The sequence below is a fragment of the Myxococcus sp. CA040A genome (assembly GCF_013336725.1).
In the GTDB taxonomy this organism is placed as follows: Bacteria; Myxococcota; Myxococcia; order Myxococcales; family Myxococcaceae; genus Myxococcus; species Myxococcus llanfairpwllgwyngyllgogerychwyrndrobwllllantysiliogogogochensis.
In genome coordinates, this window is record NZ_JABUMR010000001.1 from 858,130 (window position 1) to 874,056 (window position 15,927).

A 15,927-nucleotide genomic window follows, 5' to 3' on the forward strand; every position below is an offset into this window, starting at 1 on the left:
CTGCCCGCCGCCTTCACATTGCGACCATATTACGAGCATAATATGGTTGCTTCACACTGGCGGGCGTGGAGCCACCCCGCGAATGGAGGGCTCGTCGATGGATGCCTACATCTTGGATGCGGTCCGTACCCCTCGTGCCCGAGCCAAACCCGGCAAGGGCGCGCTCAGCGGACTGCACCCGCAGGAGTTGCTGGCGCAGACGTTGAAACAGCTTCCGCTGCGCACGGGCGTGGACGTCGCGGACGTGGATGACGTGGTGGTGGGCGTCGTGTCGCAAATCGAGGCGCAGGGCGCGAACGTCGCGCGCAACGCGGTGCTCGCCGCGGGGTGGCCCATCAGCATCCCGGGCTTCAGCCTCAACCGCTTCTGCGGCTCGGGCCTCCAGGCCCTGTCGCTGGCGGCCATGGGGGTGGCGTCTGGCGCCCAGCAACTGGTCGTCGCGGGTGGCGTCGAACAGATGAGTCGCTACGGTCTCAACGCGGATGGCGGCGGAACAGATGGCGGAAACGTCGACCTGCGCCGGCGTTTCTTCCAGGTCCCCCAGGGCATCTCCGCCGACCTCATCGCCACGCTGGAAGGCTTCACCCGGCAGGAACTGGATGCCTTCGGCCTGCGCTCGCAACAGCTCGCCGTGCGAGCCCAGGCAGAGGGACGGTTCCAGCGCGGCCTGTTCCCCGTGAAGCATCCCCAGACGGGAGAGGTGTTGCTGGCGGTGGATGACCACCCACGCGCGGACACGACCGCCGAGAAGCTGGCCACGCTCGCGCCCGCCTTCACCCACCTGGGGGCTCGGGCCGAGGGGCCCGACGGTGAGACGCTGGATGCGCTGGCGCTCCGGGCCTATCCCCGGGCAGGCGCGGTGCGCCACCTGCACACGGCGGGCACCGCGAGTGGTATCGCGGACGGCGCGGGCGCCATCCTCGTGGCGTCGAAGGACTACGTGCGCGCGCACGGCTTGAAGCCGAGGGCTCGCGTGCGGGCCGTCTCCGCCGTGGGCAGTGACCCCGTCCTCATGCTGACGGGGCCGGCGCTCGCGGCGCGCAAGGCGCTGGACTCCGCGGGGCTCAAGGCGCGCGACATCGACCTCTGGGAAATCAACGAGGCGTTCGCGGCGGTGGTGCTACAGACGGCGCGGGCGCTGGAGATCGACCTGGACCAGGTCAACGTCAACGGAGGCGCCATCGCCCTGGGCCACCCGCTGGGCGCGACGGGGAGCATCCTGGTGGGGACCGCCCTGGATGAGCTCGAGCGACGGGGGCAGTCGCTTGCGCTGGTGACGTTGTGCACCAGCGGCGGGCAAGCGGTGGCGGCGATTCTCGAGCGCGGCTGAACCGAACTGGCCGAGCAACATCAACAGCATCATGGGTGTATCTCCCCAGGGGGGACCTGGGGCTCCGGAAGGTGACGTCGAAGGAGTCCCAGTCCCTCAGTGGGCAAGTGACGGCGAGGCCGCGCTGGTCTCCATGAGCGCGGACTTCCGCGCCGGGGTCCGTGCGGCGGTCTCCAGGTCCACCAGGCCCTTCTCGAGCTGCTTGCCGATGAAGGACTCCATGAGTCCGAAGGCCATCATCGCCTTGCCCATGAAGGTGTTCGGACCGGACATGCTCCAGGTGACGCGCGTGCCCTTCTCGACGGCTTCGAGCACGAAGCTCGCCTGGTTGACGGCGGCGAAGGGCTCGATGAACTCCAGACGGATGTCGATGCGCTCACCCGGCTTGCTCTCCAGGATTTCCATCCGGCCCACGCCGATGTTCCGGTTCCCCTTGTACAGGTAGCTGGCGCCGACTCCCTCCACGGGGCCTTCGTACGTGCGCTCCATGTTCGGGTCGACGTTCTCGTAGGGCGACCACTGGCGCCACAGGGAGAAGTTGTTGATGAGCGCGTAGACGGCGTCGGGTGACGCATCGAGTTGCCGCGTCCGGGAGATGTGGAAGCTGTCCGGGCGGGTGGCGATGAAGGCAAGCACGCCGACGATGAGCACAACGACAGCGATACCAATGAGCTTGGCCATGTGAACGACTCCTGATGGGGTGTTGGGAAAAGGGGAGGCTCCGGGGTCTCCGGTCAGCCGCCTCGGTGGGTATGAATCCCGGCTTCAATGCGACGACGAATGGGCTTCGAGGGGATCGACACGACCCCTGTTTTTCCCCATTGGAGACGCGCAACCGGCTGGAACCATTGGCGATTTCGCCGTCGGGAAAATGCCCGGATTAATCCAGGGCCGGCCGCGACATCGCGGTCGGACGGGGTCGCATACCCGGAGCGCGGGTGGGTCATGCCGCGGTGTCGATCCGCCGGTGTCTCGTTCGTCGCGAGGATGGAGCTTCGGCTCATGGCGGAGGGGCACGCCGTCGGATGCGTGCCTTTGGGACCGACGAGGAGATGCGACGATGAGATTCATGCTGCTGCTGAAGGCGAGCCAGGACACCGAGGCGGGAGCGCTCCAGGGCGAGGCACTTACCTCCGAGATGGAGCGCTACAATGAAGCGCTGGTGAGGGCGGGGGTCCTCCTGGATGCGGCGGGCCTTCATCCCAGTTCTCGCGGCGCGCGCATTGATTTCTCACAAGGCAAGCGGACGGTGACGAACGGGCCTTTCACCGAGACGAACGAGCTGATTGCTGGATTCTGGATGATTCAGGTGAAGTCGCGGGAGGAGGCCCTGGAGTGGGCGCGGAGATGTCCGCACCCTGAGGGGAGCGCGGATTCGCGAATCGAGCTGCGCCAGGTGTTCGAGCCGTCTGACTTCCCCACGGAGTCCCAGGAGCCGACGGAGCTGGAGTTGCGCGCGTCGCGCTCGCGGTCCTGAGTCGAAACGTGCTCCACTGAGGGGATTCGCGGGACCGAGGTGGGCACATGAAGGTGGTCGCACTCGTGGAGGTCCCGCCGGACATGCAGGCGGCGGCGATGGCCCTGGCATCCGCGACGGGCATGGCGCCGGCGGAGGCTCGGATGCGTCTGGCGCCGGAGCCGCCCGCGTTGCTCGCGCGGTTGGCGCCGGAGGCGGCGGAGGCGCTGGTGGCGTCGCTCAAGCGCCTGGGGCTGGCGGTGCTCGCGGTGGACGAGCAGGGGCTTGGTCAGGGGCGGGTGGTGGCGCGCCGCGTGACGTTCAACGCGGACACCGTGACGTTCACGTCGCGCGCGGGTGAGTCACTCGACGTGGCGTGGGGCGAGGTGGTCGCGGTCATCCGAGGGGCGAGCTCGGTGCGGACGCAGAGCGAGCACAAGGAGCAGCCGAGCAAGTTGGATGTCGCCAAGGCGTACGGCCTGGCGATTGCCACGCACGGGCTGATGCTGCCTCGGACGGGGGCGAAGACGGTGCGCCAGGAGTCCGAGGAGACGTCGCAGCTCATCTATGTCTTCGCGCGAGAGGGTGGGAGCGCGGTGCTGAGCGAGCACGGGATGGACTACTCCTGCCTGGGGCCCGCGATGCAGCCCTCGCGCATCGCGAACATGACGATGCTCATGCGGATGCTGTGTGAGCGCGCGCCGGACGCCTTCCACGATGAGCGCCTGTTGCGCCTGGGCCGGCGTCCGTTGCCCTTCGTCGTGGCGGATTCGACGCAGATGGCGACAGGCGACGTGTCGGTGCGGCGGGTGAACACGCTGCAGGGCATGGACGTGCTCGCCGAGGTGATGCGTCAGGCCGTCGTCCAGGGGCTGCTGGGCTGACGGCCCCGCCAGGAGGACTCGCCGTGGCGAGACGCCTTCGCCGCCGTCGGGTGAGGCGCGCGAGTCCTATTCGTGTGCGGTCGCCTTCGCGGGGCCTTCGCCGAGCAGCAGTCGCCGGACGATGGGCACGGGCGGGTAGCCGTACGACACCACCGCGTCGTGGAAGCGCTGGAGGGAGAAGTCCTGGCCCCACTGCGCCTTCGCGTCCTCGCGCAGCTCCATGAGCAGCTTCTTGCCCAGTGCGTAGACCAGATAGGTGGGGTCCGACGTTCCCCGGCGGGCCTCGCGCTCCGCGTTTGTCTTCGTCATGAACGCCTCCTCCTCGAACAGCCGCACCGCCTGCTCGTACGTCATGCCGCGCGTGTGCAGGGACAGGCCCGCGACGTAGCGCGCCAGCCGCTGGAGGTAGAGCGCGAGCTGGTTCAGTCGCAGCTTGTCGGCCGCGGGCCCCGAGCGCCCACCGTAGCCCTCGTCGAGCATCATCTGCTCCGTGTAGAGGCCCCAGCCCTCGGAGAACGAGCCCGAGCCCAGCAGGCGCCGCACCTTGGACTCCACCCGGTTCGTCCAGAGGAACTGCACGTAGTGGCCGGGGTATGCCTCATGGATGGAGACGAGCGGCAGCGCATGATGATTGTAGAAGCTCATGTGCTGTTCGGTCTGCTCCGCGTTCCACGTCGGGTCCGGCGGCGTCACGTAGTAGTACGCCTCCGTGGCCTGCTTCTCGAACGGGCCGGGCGTGCTCATGCTCGCGAAGGACAATGAGCGATTGAACGACGGCGTCTCCGCCACCTGCGCGCGGACCTCGCTGGGCACGGTGATGATGCGCTCGCGGATGAGGAACGCTCGAATCTCCTCCAGCGTCGCGGTGGTGCTGGACACCAGCTCCGCGGGCGTGGGGTGCTCCTTGCTCAGCTCCCGGTACACGTCCATGGGCGCCTTGCCAGGCCCCAGTCGTCCGGCCACCTCCCGGAACTGGGTCTGGGTGCGCTTCATCTCCGCCTGCCCCCATGCGAGCAGCGAGTCGATGCTCTCCGTCACGCCCTCCTCGTAGAGCAGCTTCTTGCGATAGGTCTCCTCGCCAATCGCGAAGTTCCCCTGGGAGCGGGGCAGCACGTCCTCACGCAGGAACTGGATGTACGCGTCGATGGCCGCGAGGCAGCGCGCCTGTTCCTTCTGGAACGCCTCGTTCAGCGCTGCATCCTTCACCGGCGCGAAGGCCTGGGGCAGCGTCTGAGCGTAGAGCGACCGGGTGCCCTGGGCCTGCTGGAGGGCAATCTCCGTCCACATCTTCGGCGGGTTCTTCAGCGTCGTCCGCGCCGCCGCGAACAGGTCCGGCACCTTCGCCATGCGGCTCACCGCCGAGCGCATCCGCTGTTCCAGGGGCGCGAAGTCCCGGTTGATGAGCTGGAAGACCGAGACGGAGGCCTGGCTCAGGTACGTGTTGGGGTTGCGCTCCCAGGAGCGCACCTCTTCGGAGTCCAGGATGCGCGCGCGGAAGTGGTTCTCCAGGATGTCGTAGTCGGCCCGGTCCAGGGGCGGCAGCGCGTCGCGGTCCACCGCGGTCGGCAGCGCGGCGAGTCGGCCCTTGAGATACGCGAGGTGGGATGCGCGCTCCTCGGCGGTGAAGCCGCGCAGCTCACCGTCGTAGGTGTGGACGCCCGCGGAGGTGGCTGACAGCGGGAAGCGACGGAACTGCTCGTCGAAGTGCGCGTCCACGAAGGCGCGGAGCGCCACCTGCGCGGGCGTGAGCGCGGCAGCGGCCTGGGAGACCGCCGCGGACGGAGACTCGCTCTGTGTCGGAGGGCGCGAGGTGGTGCAGCTCGCGGACAGCAGCAGCAACGCGGCGAGAGTGCTCGAAGTGCGCGGCGCGGTCATCGTTCCTCGGCGGGCGAAAGAGAAGGTGCCGGGAGCCTCGCCGATGCCACCGCGTGCGACAAGCGCACCCCGACGCATCGCGTGGGGACCGCCGACGCTCAGTGACAGCGCGGTGATGTGTCGACCGCGCGGAAGACGAGCACCGCCGCCGCCATGAGTGGCATGGCCCGACGAAGCAGGAACTCCGAGAGCCGGGGCCGCTTGCTCCACAGCCCTGCTTGAAGCTGTGCGCCGAGCAGCGCCGGAACTCCCCCCAGCGCGAAGGCTCCCATCACCAGCGCGCCACCACCGAACGAACCGCTCGCGAGCGCCACGGTGAGCACGCCGTAGAGCAGGCCACAGGGAAGCAGCGGCGTCACCGCACCCATTGCGCCCGCGCGACCCACCCACGAAAACTTTGCGCTCCAGCGTGAGAGGGCGCCCGCCAGCCGCGAGAGCCCAGGCAGAGGGGGCAGGCGCTTTCCCAGCTCCAGGGCGGAGGCCACGAGCGCCGCCGCCATCAGCCACGGAAGGTACGGACGCGTGGATACCGCGAGCGCGCGTGTGACGCCGCCGCCCAGTGCGCCCAGCGCGCCTCCGACCAGCGCGTACGCCCCCAGGCGAGCACCTTGATAGGCGAGCAGCGCCCGGTGTCGCTCGGGCCCGCGCATCGCCGGGAGCCCCGCGCAGGCGAGCGGCCCACACATGAGGAAGCAGTGAACGCTGCCGGTGAGTCCCACGGTGAGTGCGCCGAGCGCGCCCGCCACCAGCGTTGGCGTTGGAGTCAGCGAGGTCAGCAGCAGCGGAACGTCGATGGGCATGAGCGAGTCCTTCGCAACAGGCATGCCGTTCGCAAGGTGACAGCTCGCATGCCCGACTCCGCGCAAACCCGGCCCCATGTGGCCGTCTGCCTCCACTGTGGCAGCCGCGTGCCGGAGGGCACGGCCTCGCGCGAGTTCTGCTGCGCGGGGTGCGAGGTGGTGCATGGCCTGCTGGTGACGCAGGGGCTGACTCGCTACTACCAGCTCACGGGTGGGAAGACGGCGCCCGCGGCGGAGCCTGCTCGAGGTCGAGGACTCGCGTGGCTGGAGCCCCTGGTGGCCCGCGCGGAGGCCACGCCGAGCGCGCTGTGTTCGCTGGAGCTGGACGTCCAGGGCATCCACTGCGCCGCGTGTGTCTGGTTGATGAACGAGTTGTTCCGCCGTCAGCCCGGTGGGGCGGGGCTCACCGTGGACCCCGCCTTGGGTAAGGCTCGCATGCAGTGGAAGCGCGGGGCCTTCGACGTGGGCGGCTTCCTGCGAATGGTGGAGGGCTTCGGATACCTCTTTGGCCCCAGTCGCAAGCGGCCCGCGCCCGCGAGCCTGGACCTGCCCATCCGCCTGGGCATCTGCGTGGCGCTCTCGATGAACGTGATGTTGTTCTCGGTGAGCTTCTACGTGGGGCTCGCGCCGGAGGATGGAGACGTCTTCCAGCTCTTCACGCGGCTGAGCCTGGGGTTGTCCACGCTCGTCGTCGCCGTCGGCGGATGGCCGTTCTTCCGCTCGGCGTGGCAGGGGCTTCGTCGAGGCGTGCCGCACCTGGACCTGCCCATCGCGTTGGGCATCCTGCTGGTGTTCGGCACCTCGCTGGTGCAGGCCCGGGGAGGACGCGGCGACCTCGCCTACTTCGACACCCTCAACACCTTCGTCACGCTGATGCTGGTGGGACGCTGGCTCCAGCAGCGTGTCCTGGAGCGCAACCGGCGCTTCCTGCTGGAGGACGATGGCGCCGACGGGCTCTTCGTTCGCCGGCAGGAGGGCGAGCGGCTCGCCACCGTGCGTGTGTCCCAGGTCGCCGAGGGTGACCTGCTGGTCATCGCGCCTGGGGACCTGGTGCCAGTGGAGGCGGAGTTGCTCGATGCGAGCGCGCGCGTCTCCACGGACTGGATGACGGGAGAGCCGGATGAGCGCGAGGTGGCCGTGGGGGAAGCGCTGCCCGCGGGTGCCTTCAATGCGGGGCGCGAAGCAGTGCGCGCGAAGGCGCGACAGTCGTTCCAGGACTCGCCGCTGGTGGCGCTGCTGCGCCGCGCGCCGGAGGGCACGAGCCGAGGCGCGGGCCACACGCGCTTCTGGGAGGCGGTGTCGCGGCGGTGGGTGGTGACCGTGCTGGCGGTCTCGGCATTGGGGCTCGTGTTGTGGTGGCCATCGGGGCCCGACAAGGCGCTGGAGGTGGCGGTGGCCCTGCTGGTGGTGACGTGTCCCTGCGCCATCGGCATCGCCACGCCGCTGGCCTATGAGTGGGTGCAGGCGCGCTTGCGCCGTGAGGGCTTCTTCATCCGCTCCACGGACCTGCTGGACCGCCTGCCGCGTGTACGTCAGGTGCTGTTCGACAAGACGGGGACGCTGACGCTCGGGCGGATGGAGCTGGTGGACCGGGCCTCGCTCGACACGCTCACGGAGGAGGCGCGCGACGTGGCCTTCAATCTGGCCTCGCGCAGCAACCATCCGGTGAGTCGGTGTCTCTCGGACTCGCTCTCGCGGATGGGCGCCCGCTTCGTTCCGGAGGCGCGGGTGACGGAGCATCCCGGGCAGGGCCTGGAGTGGGTGCGAGATGGAGTGTCGTGGCGCCTGGGCCGCGCGGACTGGCGCCTCGTGCGAGACAGTATCGCGCCAGGTTCCGCGGGGCATGGCCACGGCGCTGAGTTGTTCGAGGAGGGACTCGGAGAAACTGGCTTCACGTCTCGGCTCGATGCGGGAGACGAGACAGCCTCATCGCAAGCAGGCATTGCGTCGCATGGCTCGGAGAGCGGAGCTCCGGTCCTTCCCCGTGCCCTGCTGCGCGCCGACGGCACCGACGGGCCTCGTGGCACCGTGCTCTTTCGCGACGGCTCCCCCCTGGCCTCATTCCCGGTGCGTGAGGCCCTGCGACCGGACGCACGCCGCGAGGTCCTCGCGCTCCAGGCCGAGGGCCATGCTGTCTGGCTCATCTCGGGCGACGCACCCGCGAGGGTGCGCGAGCTGGCGGTCTCCATCGGCGTGCCCCTGGAGCGTGCCCTGGGCGGCCTTCGCCCCGAGGACAAGGCGTGGGCCGTCTCGCGCCTTGGCGCGACGGATTCGCTGTACCTGGGCGATGGCGTCAACGACAGCCTCGCCTTCGAGCGGGCGCTCTGCGCGGGAACCCCCGCGATTGATCGACCGGTGATGCCGGGCAAGAGCGACTTCTTCCTGGTAGGCGAGGGGCTCTCCTCCCTGCGCGAAGCCCTGCGACTGTCGCGCCACCTGCGGCATGTGGTGCGAAGGTTGTTGGTGCTGGCCTTTGGCTACAACGCCGTGGCCGTCGCCGTGTGCCTCGCGGGCTTGATGACGCCGCTGCGGGCCGCCGTGGCGATGCCGGCCACCAGCCTCGCCACCGTCCTGTTCACCTTGTGGAGCCTGTCCGCGCCCCGGGCTCCACGCGGCGCATCGGTGCCCCTGTCTCGTCCCACGGAGGTGCCCGCATGAACGTGCTCGTGCTCCAGGTCTTCGTGAGCCTGATGCTCGTGGCCAGCTCGGTGCTGCTGTTCATCTACAGCATGCGTCACCGGGACCACGAGCAGGCGGACCGGCTCGCGCTCTTTCCGCTCGAGGAGGACAGCGCGGTTCGCCCCGCCGCGTCTTCCGACGGGCCGTCGTCGCCTTCGGCTTCCCAGGAGTGACTCCGTGCAACAACAGCGAATCGTCTACGACGACACCACGGTCCGCCGCTTCATCTTCGCGGCGGTGGTCTTCGGCATCGTGGGCATGGCGGTGGGTGCGCTGGTGGCCAGCCAGCTCGCGTGGTGGCAGGCCAATCTGGGCATTCCCTATCTGACGTACTCCCGGCTGCGGCCCCTGCACACCAACGCGGTCATCTTCGCGTTCGTGGGCAACATGATGTTCGCCGGCGTCTACTACTCCACGCAGCGCCTCTTGAAGGCGCGCATGGCGTCCGACGTGCTCTCGAACATCCACTTCTGGGGCTGGCAGCTCATCATCGTCGCCGCGGCCATCAGCCTGCCCCTGGGCATCACCACCTCCAAGGAGTACGCGGAGCTGGAGTGGCCCATCGACCTGGCCATCACCGTCATCTGGGTCGTCTTCGCCATCAACTTCTTCTGGACCCTGGCGAAGCGCAACGAGAAGAACCTCTACGTCGCCATCTGGTTCTACATCGCGACCATCATCACCGTGGCGGTGCTGCACATCGTCAACAGCCTGGCGCTGCCGCTGGACGGGCTCAAGAGCTACTCCGTCTTCTCCGGTGTGCAGGATGCGCTGGTGCAGTGGTGGTACGGCCACAACGCCGTCGCCTTCTTCCTGACCACGCCGATTCTGGGCATCATGTATTACTTCCTGCCCAAGGCGGCGGAGCGGCCGGTGTACTCGTACCGGCTCTCCATCATCCACTTCTGGGCCCTGGTCTTCATCTACATCTGGGCCGGTCCCCACCACCTGCTCTACACGGCGCTTCCTGACTGGGCGCAGTCCCTGGGCATGGTGTTCAGCGTCATGCTGTGGGCGCCGTCGTGGGGCGGCATGCTCAACGGCCTGCTCACGTTGAAGGGCGCGTGGCACAAGCTGCGCGATGACCCGGTCCTCAAGTTCTTCATCGCCGGCGTGACGTTCTACGGCATGGCGACGTTCGAGGGGCCGCTCTTGTCCATCAAGACGGTGAGCGGGCTGGCGCACTACACGGACTGGATTGTCGGCCACGTGCACGGCGGCGCACTGGGCTGGAACGGCTTCATGGCGGCCGGCATGTTCTACTGGCTGGTGCCCAGGCTGTACGGCACGAAGCTGTACTCCACCCGTTCGGCGGACGCGCACTTCTGGCTGGGGACGGTGGGCATCCTCCTCTACATCGTGTCGATGTGGATCAGCGGCATCAACCAGGGGTTGATGTGGCGGGCCACGCACGCGGACGGGACGCTGTTGTACCCGAACTTCGTGGAGACGCTGCTCGCCATCCGGCCCATGTACATCGTCCGCTTCGTCGGCGGCTCCATGTACCTGGTGGGCTTCTGCATGATGGCGTGGAACCTCTGGAAGACGGCGCGCGCGGGCAAGGCTGTCGACGGAGAGACCACCGTGGTGGTGGAAGACACACCGGCTCCCGTGCCCACCGCGACGACGACGCCCGCGCCGGGCTGGGTGCAGGTCGTCACCGGCCGTCCGCTGGTGTTCGCCATCGCCATCCTCACGGTGACGATGTTCCTGGGCTGGGCGAAGCCGGTGCGCGCGCTGGTGCTGATGGGCGCCATCGTCGCGCTGGGCGAGCTGGCCTGGATTGTCACTCGCAAGGACCGCGAGGCGGGACGGCCGTCGTGGTTCGCGCTCATCGAGGGCCGCCCATTGGCCTTCACGGTGCTGACGCTGGTGGCCATCCTGATTGGCGGCGTGGCGGAGCTGCTGCCCACCATCCTCATCCAGCAGGCCGTGCCCGCGCATGGCGAGGCGCAGAAGCCGTACTCGCCGCTGGAACTCCAGGGGCGAGACCTCTACGTGCGAGAGGGTTGCTACACGTGCCACTCACAGATGATTCGCCCCTTCGTGGCGGAGACGCAGCGCTACGGCGACGTGTCCCGCGCGGAGGAGTTCATCTACGACCACCCGTTCCAGTGGGGAAGCAAGCGCACGGGGCCGGACCTGCACCGCGTGGGTGGCCGGTATCCGAACCTCTGGCACTACACGCACATGATGGATCCGCGAGCCACGAGTCCCGGTTCGAACATGCCGCCTTATCCGTGGCTGGCGGAGAACCGCATCCGCGTGAAGGACGCGCCGAAGAAGCTGTCGCTGATGCGGAAGCTGGGCGTGCCGTACACCAACACGGACGTGGACTCGGCCGAGGCACGGCAGAAATCCCAGGGTGAGGCCATCGCCGCGGACCTGGCGACTCAGGGTGTCCAGGTGGCGTGGGACTCGGAGATGGTGGCCCTGGTCGCCTACCTCCAGCGCCTGGGTCGAGGTCCGCAGGATGTGCCGCCGCCGGAGGTCGCGCCCACCGCGTCGGCGGCGGGAGTCCAGGAAGGAGGCCGCTGATGTACAAGCAATTCTACCAGGGCATGACGTTGGAGGAGCTTCCCCTCTTCGCGCTCGTCCTGTTCATCGCCATCTTCCTGGGCGTCTGCGCCTGGGTGTTCGGAGCTCGCAGGAGCCAGGACTTCGACGCGCTCTCACGGCTGCCTTTGTCGGAGCGCGGGGAGGGCGGTCATGAGTGAGAAGTCACTGGTCAAACACATCTATGACGGCATCGAGGAGCACGACAACAACCTGCCGAACTGGTGGCTGTTCATCCTCTGGACGACGCTCGTCTTCGGCGCGGGCTACTGGTTCTGGTACCACATCGCGGAGGCGGGGCCCGGGCAGTTGGGCGAGTACGCCGCGGAGTCCGCTGAACACGCCCAGCGCATGGCCAGCAACACACCCGCGTCGGACGACCTGCTGCTGAAGCTGGTGAAGGACCCGACGTCGCTGGAGGGTGGCAAGGCCGTGTTCCAGGCCAACTGCGCGGCCTGTCATGGCGCGCAGGGACAGGGCCTCATCGGTCCCAACCTCACGGACGGCTTCTGGCTGCACGGCGGCGCACCCATGGCCATCCACAAGGTCGTGGCCGACGGCGCCGTGGCCAAGGGCATGCCCGCCTGGGAGCGGACGCTGGGGGCCGAGCGCGTCAAGGCCGTCACCGCGTACGTGTTGACGCTCAAGGGGACGAACGCCGCTGGCGGAAAGGCGCCTCAGGGCGAGCCCGAGCAGCCGTAGCGCTCGCGCCGCGAGGACTCCGACATGGCGACAGCCCCCCAGCAGGAAGGCCCCCGCATCGACCAGCTCTCGTCCATCCACGCGGATGGCTCGCGGCGGGCGCTGCATCCGTCGGATGTGCGGGGCCGCTTCATCACCTGGCGCCGCGTGGCGTTCGCGGTGCTCATCGCCATCTATGTGGCCCTGCCGTTGATAGACGTGGGCGGACATCCCGCCGTGCACCTGGACGTGGCGGCGCGACGCTTCTTCCTCTTCGGCGCCACATACAACGCGCAGGATTTCTGGCGGGTCCTCTTCCTGTGCACGGCGCTGGGGTTCGGCCTCCTGTTCGTCACGGCGTGGCTGGGCAGGGTGTGGTGCGGTTGGGCCTGTCCGCAGACGGTGTTCCTGGAGGGGCTCTATCGGCCGCTGGAGCGGCTCATCGACGGGCCTCGCGAGCGGCGGCTGCGCCAGGAAGGGACGTCGTGGACGGCGGGCCGGGTGGCGCGCGCGGTGGTGAAGCATGGCGCCTGGCTGGGCGTGTCGTTGCTCATCGCCCACGCCGCGCTCAGCCTCTTCGTGTCCGCCGGAGGGCTGGTGTCCATGGTTGCCGGAGGGCCGAGCGCGGCTCCAGTGGCGTTCACCTGGGCCATGGCCGTCACGGGCGCGCTGTACTTCAACTTCGCGTGGTTCCGGGAGCAGCTCTGCGTGGTGGTGTGCCCCTATGGGCGGCTCCAGTCGGCGATGCAGGACGGGGACTCGCTCATCGTCGGGTACGACGCGCGACGGGGCGAGCCTCGGGGGCGGTTGTTGAAGGTCCTCCCCACGCGGCCCGCGCCGCCGAAGGGCGACTGCGTGGACTGCCGCAAGTGTGTCACCGCGTGCCCCACGGGCATCGACATCCGCAACGGCCTGCAGATGGAGTGTCTGGCCTGCGCGCAGTGCATCGACGCGTGCGACGAGGTGATGGACCGGGTGGGGCGTCCGCGCGGGCTCATCCGCTACGACTCGCTCAACGGGCTCGCGGGCCAGCCCCGGCGCACGTGGCGACCCCGGCTGGTGCTGTATGCGGTGCTGCTGCTCGCCTCCGTGGGTGGGTTCGTGTGGAGCGTGGCGAGGCGCATCCCGTTCGAGGCGAACCTGCTGCGCTTCCAGGGAACGCCCTACCTCGTGGAGGCGGGCTCGGTGCGCAACCAGTTCGAGGTGCACCTGGTGAACAAGAACCCGGAGGAGTCTACCTTCTCCATCACCGTGCGGGGCCCGCCCTCCGCGCAGGTGGTGATACCGCAGGCCCAGGTGCGGCTCGCCTCGCTGGAGAGCTTCCGGGTGCCGCTGTTCGTCCTCGTCCCACAGGGGAGTGTCGAGGTTCCCTTCACCTTCCTCGTCGAGGTGGCGGACTCCGCTTCCGGCGAGGTGAAGCGGATGGAGGCGCGCTTCCTCGGTCCGCCGTCCCCGCGTCGCTGAGGGAGCAGGGCGGCAGGCTCACGGACACTCCATTCGACGAAAGCCGTGCGTGTCCCCTGAGGCACTCCGCAGATTCTGCGGGCGCTTCCGGGGACCTCGGGCGACAGGCGTGGCACGCGCCTTGGAATGGGGTGGAGGGACATGGAACCGCTGCCAGGTGTCCCCCGGCCCACGCCGGAGCTGCTGAGTCGGTACGACGTCTCCGGACCTCGCTACACGAGTTATCCCACCGCGCCGGAGTGGCGTCAGGACTTCGGGCCGGAGGCGCTGGAGGCCCGCCTGCGGAGCGCTGGGACGCGGGACTCCGCCGAGCCGCTGTCGCTCTATGTCCACCTTCCGTTCTGTCACAGCCTCTGCTGGTACTGCGGCTGCAACGTGGTCATCAGCAGGGACACGAGCGCGGCGGACCGGTACCTCGACCACCTGGTCATGGAGCTGGACCTGGTGACAGCGCGGCTGGGCGCGCGTCGCTCGCTCTCGCAAATCCATTGGGGAGGAGGCACGCCGACGTTCCTCACGGAGCCGCAGCTCGCGCGACTGTGGACCGAACTCACGCGGCGCTTCGTGCCCCTGCCTGACGCAGAGGTCGCCATCGAGGTCCATCCCTCCGTGACGACAGCGGGGCAGCTCACGTTGCTGCGGAGCCTGGGCTTCAACCGCCTGTCCATGGGGTTGCAGGACTTCGACCCGCGCGTGCAGGAGGTGACGAACCGCCTTCAGACGCCCGAGCGGACGCGAGCGTTGCTGGAGCATGCGCGCGCACTTGGCTTCACCGGCGTGAACTTCGACCTCATCTACGGGCTTCCCTACCAGGAGCCGGAGGGCTGGGCGCGGACACTGGAGACGGTGCTGGAGATGCGGCCGGACCGGCTGGCCGTCTATTCGTTTGCCTTCATGCCGGACGTGCTCAAGCACCAGAAGCGGATGCCGGCCGAGGCGCTCCCCACCGCGCCAGTGAAGCTGGAGTTGTTCCGTTCGGCCTATGCGGCGTTCGTGGGGGCGGGGTACCAGGCCATCGGCATGGACCACTTCGCGGTGCCGGAGGACGAACTGGCGCGCGCGCTGTCCGAGCGCCGACTCGGCCGCAACTTCCAGGGCTACACCGTGAAGGCGGCCTCGGACGTGGTGGCGCTGGGCAGCACGGGCATCAGCGACGTGGGCGGCGCGTATGCGCAGAACGTCCGTCCGCTGCCCGCCTACTACGAGCGCGTCTCGCGGGGGCGACTGGCCACCGAGCGCGGCCTGCTGCTCACCGAGGACGACCGGAAGCGCCGCGCGGTCATCACCCAGCTCATGTGCAACGCCTGGGTGGACCTGGGCGAGGATGGAGTCCGCGACTTCGCGCCCGAGCTGGAGCGACTGCGGCGCTTCGAGGAAGACGGCCTCGTGGTCCGCTCGGGCACGCAGTTGGAGCTGACGGCCCTGGGGCGACTGTTCGTGCGCAACGTGGCCATGGTGTTCGACGCGCGCCTGGCGCGGGCCGAGCGGCCTCGCTTCTCCCGAACGGTGTAGCCACCCGGACCACCGAGCAGGCAGGCCCCTCACGGGGCCGCTCCCCTGGCTTCCTCCCGAGGCAATGGCCACTTCACCTGCGCGCCCTCGGGCGACGGAGGTGGTGATGGAGCCGCGACAGTCGCGTGGGTCTGTTCGACGAGGGCTGAGGGCCTCCTGCCTGCTCGCCTCGCTCCTGGTGGCCTCACTGGCGGGCGCGGCGCCCAAGCCAGGGGAGGCCCTGCCGGAGCTGTCCTCGCAGGACCTGGAGGGGAAGACGCACCGCAGTCAGGAGTGGAGGGGACGGCGCACGTTGCTGGTGGTCCTCACCGACAAGGACGGCGGCGAGGAGATGCGGCGCTGGTTCGACACGGCCGCCACCCAGGTGCCGGACTCCGTGCACCGGGCCTCCGTGCTCACGTTCAAGGTCCCCTTCTTCGTCAGCGCGGACTCCGCGAGGGAGCGGGCGAAGAAGAAGGTGCCCGAGGCGTTCTGGACGGACACCTGGCTCGACAAGAGCGGCGATGTGGGCAAGTCGCTGGGGCTGGCCTCCAGTCGCGAGCCCTATGCCATCGCGCTCGATGAGCGGGGACAGGTGCTGGCCGTCGTGCACGGCAACGCGGACTCGCCGGAGGCCAGGGCCCTGCTGGAGAAGCTGTCCGGCCCGTGAGGCTTCCGGTGGTGGAAACACGAAGGGCGCCGCGGGTGGGT

Annotated in this window: 14 protein-coding genes; 11 read left to right on the forward strand and 3 right to left on the reverse strand. The window is 68.9% G+C overall.

What is annotated here, in order from left to right:
- Positions 1-97 precede the first annotated feature (97 nt).
- Entirely contained in the window at positions 98-1,330 is a 1,233-nt protein-coding gene (locus tag HUA75_RS03585; protein ID WP_174485528.1) for an acetyl-CoA C-acyltransferase, read from the forward strand.
- Between the two features lie 96 nt (positions 1,331-1,426).
- Here HUA75_RS03585 and HUA75_RS03590 read toward each other — a convergent pair whose 3' ends face one another.
- A complete protein-coding gene (locus HUA75_RS03590; protein WP_141645461.1) occupies positions 1,427-2,011 on the reverse strand; it encodes an SRPBCC family protein in 585 nt (194 codons plus the stop codon).
- A gap of 379 nt (positions 2,012-2,390) precedes the next feature.
- Between HUA75_RS03590 and HUA75_RS03595 the strand changes: the two genes are divergently transcribed.
- Both HUA75_RS03595 and HUA75_RS03600 read left to right on the forward strand, forming a co-directional pair.
- On the forward strand, positions 2,391-2,807 hold the full coding sequence (locus tag HUA75_RS03595; RefSeq protein WP_141645462.1) for a YciI family protein: 417 nt from the start codon (positions 2,391-2,393) through the stop codon (positions 2,805-2,807).
- Between the two features lie 47 nt (positions 2,808-2,854).
- Positions 2,855-3,670, forward strand: a complete 816-nt coding sequence (locus HUA75_RS03600) for a hypothetical protein (RefSeq protein WP_174475650.1) — start codon at positions 2,855-2,857, stop codon at positions 3,668-3,670.
- 66 nt (positions 3,671-3,736) lie between these two features.
- Here HUA75_RS03600 and HUA75_RS03605 read toward each other — a convergent pair whose 3' ends face one another.
- On the reverse strand, positions 3,737-5,545 hold the full coding sequence (locus tag HUA75_RS03605; protein WP_174485529.1) for a DUF885 domain-containing protein: 1,809 nt from the start codon (positions 5,543-5,545) through the stop codon (positions 3,737-3,739).
- 98 nt (positions 5,546-5,643) lie between these two features.
- Complete coding sequence (locus HUA75_RS03610; protein ID WP_174485904.1) at positions 5,644-6,345, reverse strand: sulfite exporter TauE/SafE family protein; 702 nt, start codon at positions 6,343-6,345, stop codon at positions 5,644-5,646.
- 48 nt (positions 6,346-6,393) lie between these two features.
- Here HUA75_RS03610 and HUA75_RS03615 point away from each other — a divergent pair, with 48 nt between their 5' ends.
- The 8 genes from HUA75_RS03615 (at position 6,394) to HUA75_RS03650 (ending at position 15,886) form a co-directional block, all read left to right on the forward strand.
- Positions 6,394-9,003: a heavy metal translocating P-type ATPase metal-binding domain-containing protein gene (locus HUA75_RS03615; protein WP_174485530.1), complete on the forward strand. Its 2,610-nt coding sequence runs from the start codon at positions 6,394-6,396 to the stop codon at positions 9,001-9,003.
- Positions 9,000-9,197, forward strand: coding sequence for a cytochrome oxidase (locus HUA75_RS03620; RefSeq protein WP_174485531.1), 198 nt, complete (start codon positions 9,000-9,002; stop codon positions 9,195-9,197). Before HUA75_RS03615 ends, HUA75_RS03620 begins: the two co-directional genes overlap by 4 nt.
- A 4-nt stretch (positions 9,198-9,201) precedes the next feature.
- Positions 9,202-11,562, forward strand: a complete 2,361-nt coding sequence (gene ccoN / locus HUA75_RS03625) for a cytochrome-c oxidase, cbb3-type subunit I (protein ID WP_174461449.1) — start codon at positions 9,202-9,204, stop codon at positions 11,560-11,562.
- Positions 11,562-11,741, forward strand: a complete 180-nt coding sequence (locus HUA75_RS03630; RefSeq protein ID WP_141645468.1) for a CcoQ/FixQ family Cbb3-type cytochrome c oxidase assembly chaperone — start codon at positions 11,562-11,564, stop codon at positions 11,739-11,741. Before ccoN ends, HUA75_RS03630 begins: the two co-directional genes overlap by 1 nt.
- The gene (locus tag HUA75_RS03635; RefSeq protein WP_141645469.1) at positions 11,734-12,282 is read left to right on the forward strand and encodes a cbb3-type cytochrome c oxidase N-terminal domain-containing protein; all 549 of its coding nucleotides are present in this window, start codon (positions 11,734-11,736) and stop codon (positions 12,280-12,282) included. Before HUA75_RS03630 ends, HUA75_RS03635 begins: the two co-directional genes overlap by 8 nt.
- Before the next feature lie 24 nt (positions 12,283-12,306).
- Positions 12,307-13,725 (forward strand): cytochrome c oxidase accessory protein CcoG, encoded by a 1,419-nt coding sequence (ccoG, locus tag HUA75_RS03640; protein WP_174485532.1) that lies wholly within the window; start codon positions 12,307-12,309, stop codon positions 13,723-13,725.
- A 141-nt stretch (positions 13,726-13,866) separates the two neighbouring features.
- Complete coding sequence (gene hemN / locus HUA75_RS03645) at positions 13,867-15,237, forward strand: oxygen-independent coproporphyrinogen III oxidase (protein WP_174485533.1); 1,371 nt, start codon at positions 13,867-13,869, stop codon at positions 15,235-15,237.
- A 106-nt stretch (positions 15,238-15,343) separates the two neighbouring features.
- On the forward strand, positions 15,344-15,886 hold the full coding sequence (locus tag HUA75_RS03650) for a hypothetical protein (protein WP_141645472.1): 543 nt from the start codon (positions 15,344-15,346) through the stop codon (positions 15,884-15,886).
- Positions 15,887-15,927 lie beyond the last annotated feature (41 nt).

Coding starts and splice junctions, on each gene's coding strand:
- HUA75_RS03610 (WP_174485904.1), bottom strand. CDS start 6,345: ATGCCCATCGACGTTCCGCTGCTGCTGACCTCGCTGACTCCAACGCCA.
- HUA75_RS03620 (WP_174485531.1), top strand. CDS start 9,000: ATGAACGTGCTCGTGCTCCAGGTCTTCGTGAGCCTGATGCTCGTGGCC.
- HUA75_RS03635 (WP_141645469.1), top strand. CDS start 11,734: ATGAGTGAGAAGTCACTGGTCAAACACATCTATGACGGCATCGAGGAG.
- HUA75_RS03605 (WP_174485529.1), bottom strand. CDS start 5,545: ATGACCGCGCCGCGCACTTCGAGCACTCTCGCCGCGTTGCTGCTGCTG.
- HUA75_RS03595 (WP_141645462.1), top strand. CDS start 2,391: ATGAGATTCATGCTGCTGCTGAAGGCGAGCCAGGACACCGAGGCGGGA.
- hemN (WP_174485533.1), top strand. CDS start 13,867: ATGGAACCGCTGCCAGGTGTCCCCCGGCCCACGCCGGAGCTGCTGAGT.
- HUA75_RS03590 (WP_141645461.1), bottom strand. CDS start 2,011: ATGGCCAAGCTCATTGGTATCGCTGTCGTTGTGCTCATCGTCGGCGTG.
- HUA75_RS03650 (WP_141645472.1), top strand. CDS start 15,344: ATGGAGCCGCGACAGTCGCGTGGGTCTGTTCGACGAGGGCTGAGGGCC.
- HUA75_RS03585 (WP_174485528.1), top strand. CDS start 98: ATGGATGCCTACATCTTGGATGCGGTCCGTACCCCTCGTGCCCGAGCC.
- HUA75_RS03630 (WP_141645468.1), top strand. CDS start 11,562: ATGTACAAGCAATTCTACCAGGGCATGACGTTGGAGGAGCTTCCCCTC.
- HUA75_RS03600 (WP_174475650.1), top strand. CDS start 2,855: ATGAAGGTGGTCGCACTCGTGGAGGTCCCGCCGGACATGCAGGCGGCG.
- HUA75_RS03615 (WP_174485530.1), top strand. CDS start 6,394: ATGCCCGACTCCGCGCAAACCCGGCCCCATGTGGCCGTCTGCCTCCAC.
- ccoG (WP_174485532.1), top strand. CDS start 12,307: ATGGCGACAGCCCCCCAGCAGGAAGGCCCCCGCATCGACCAGCTCTCG.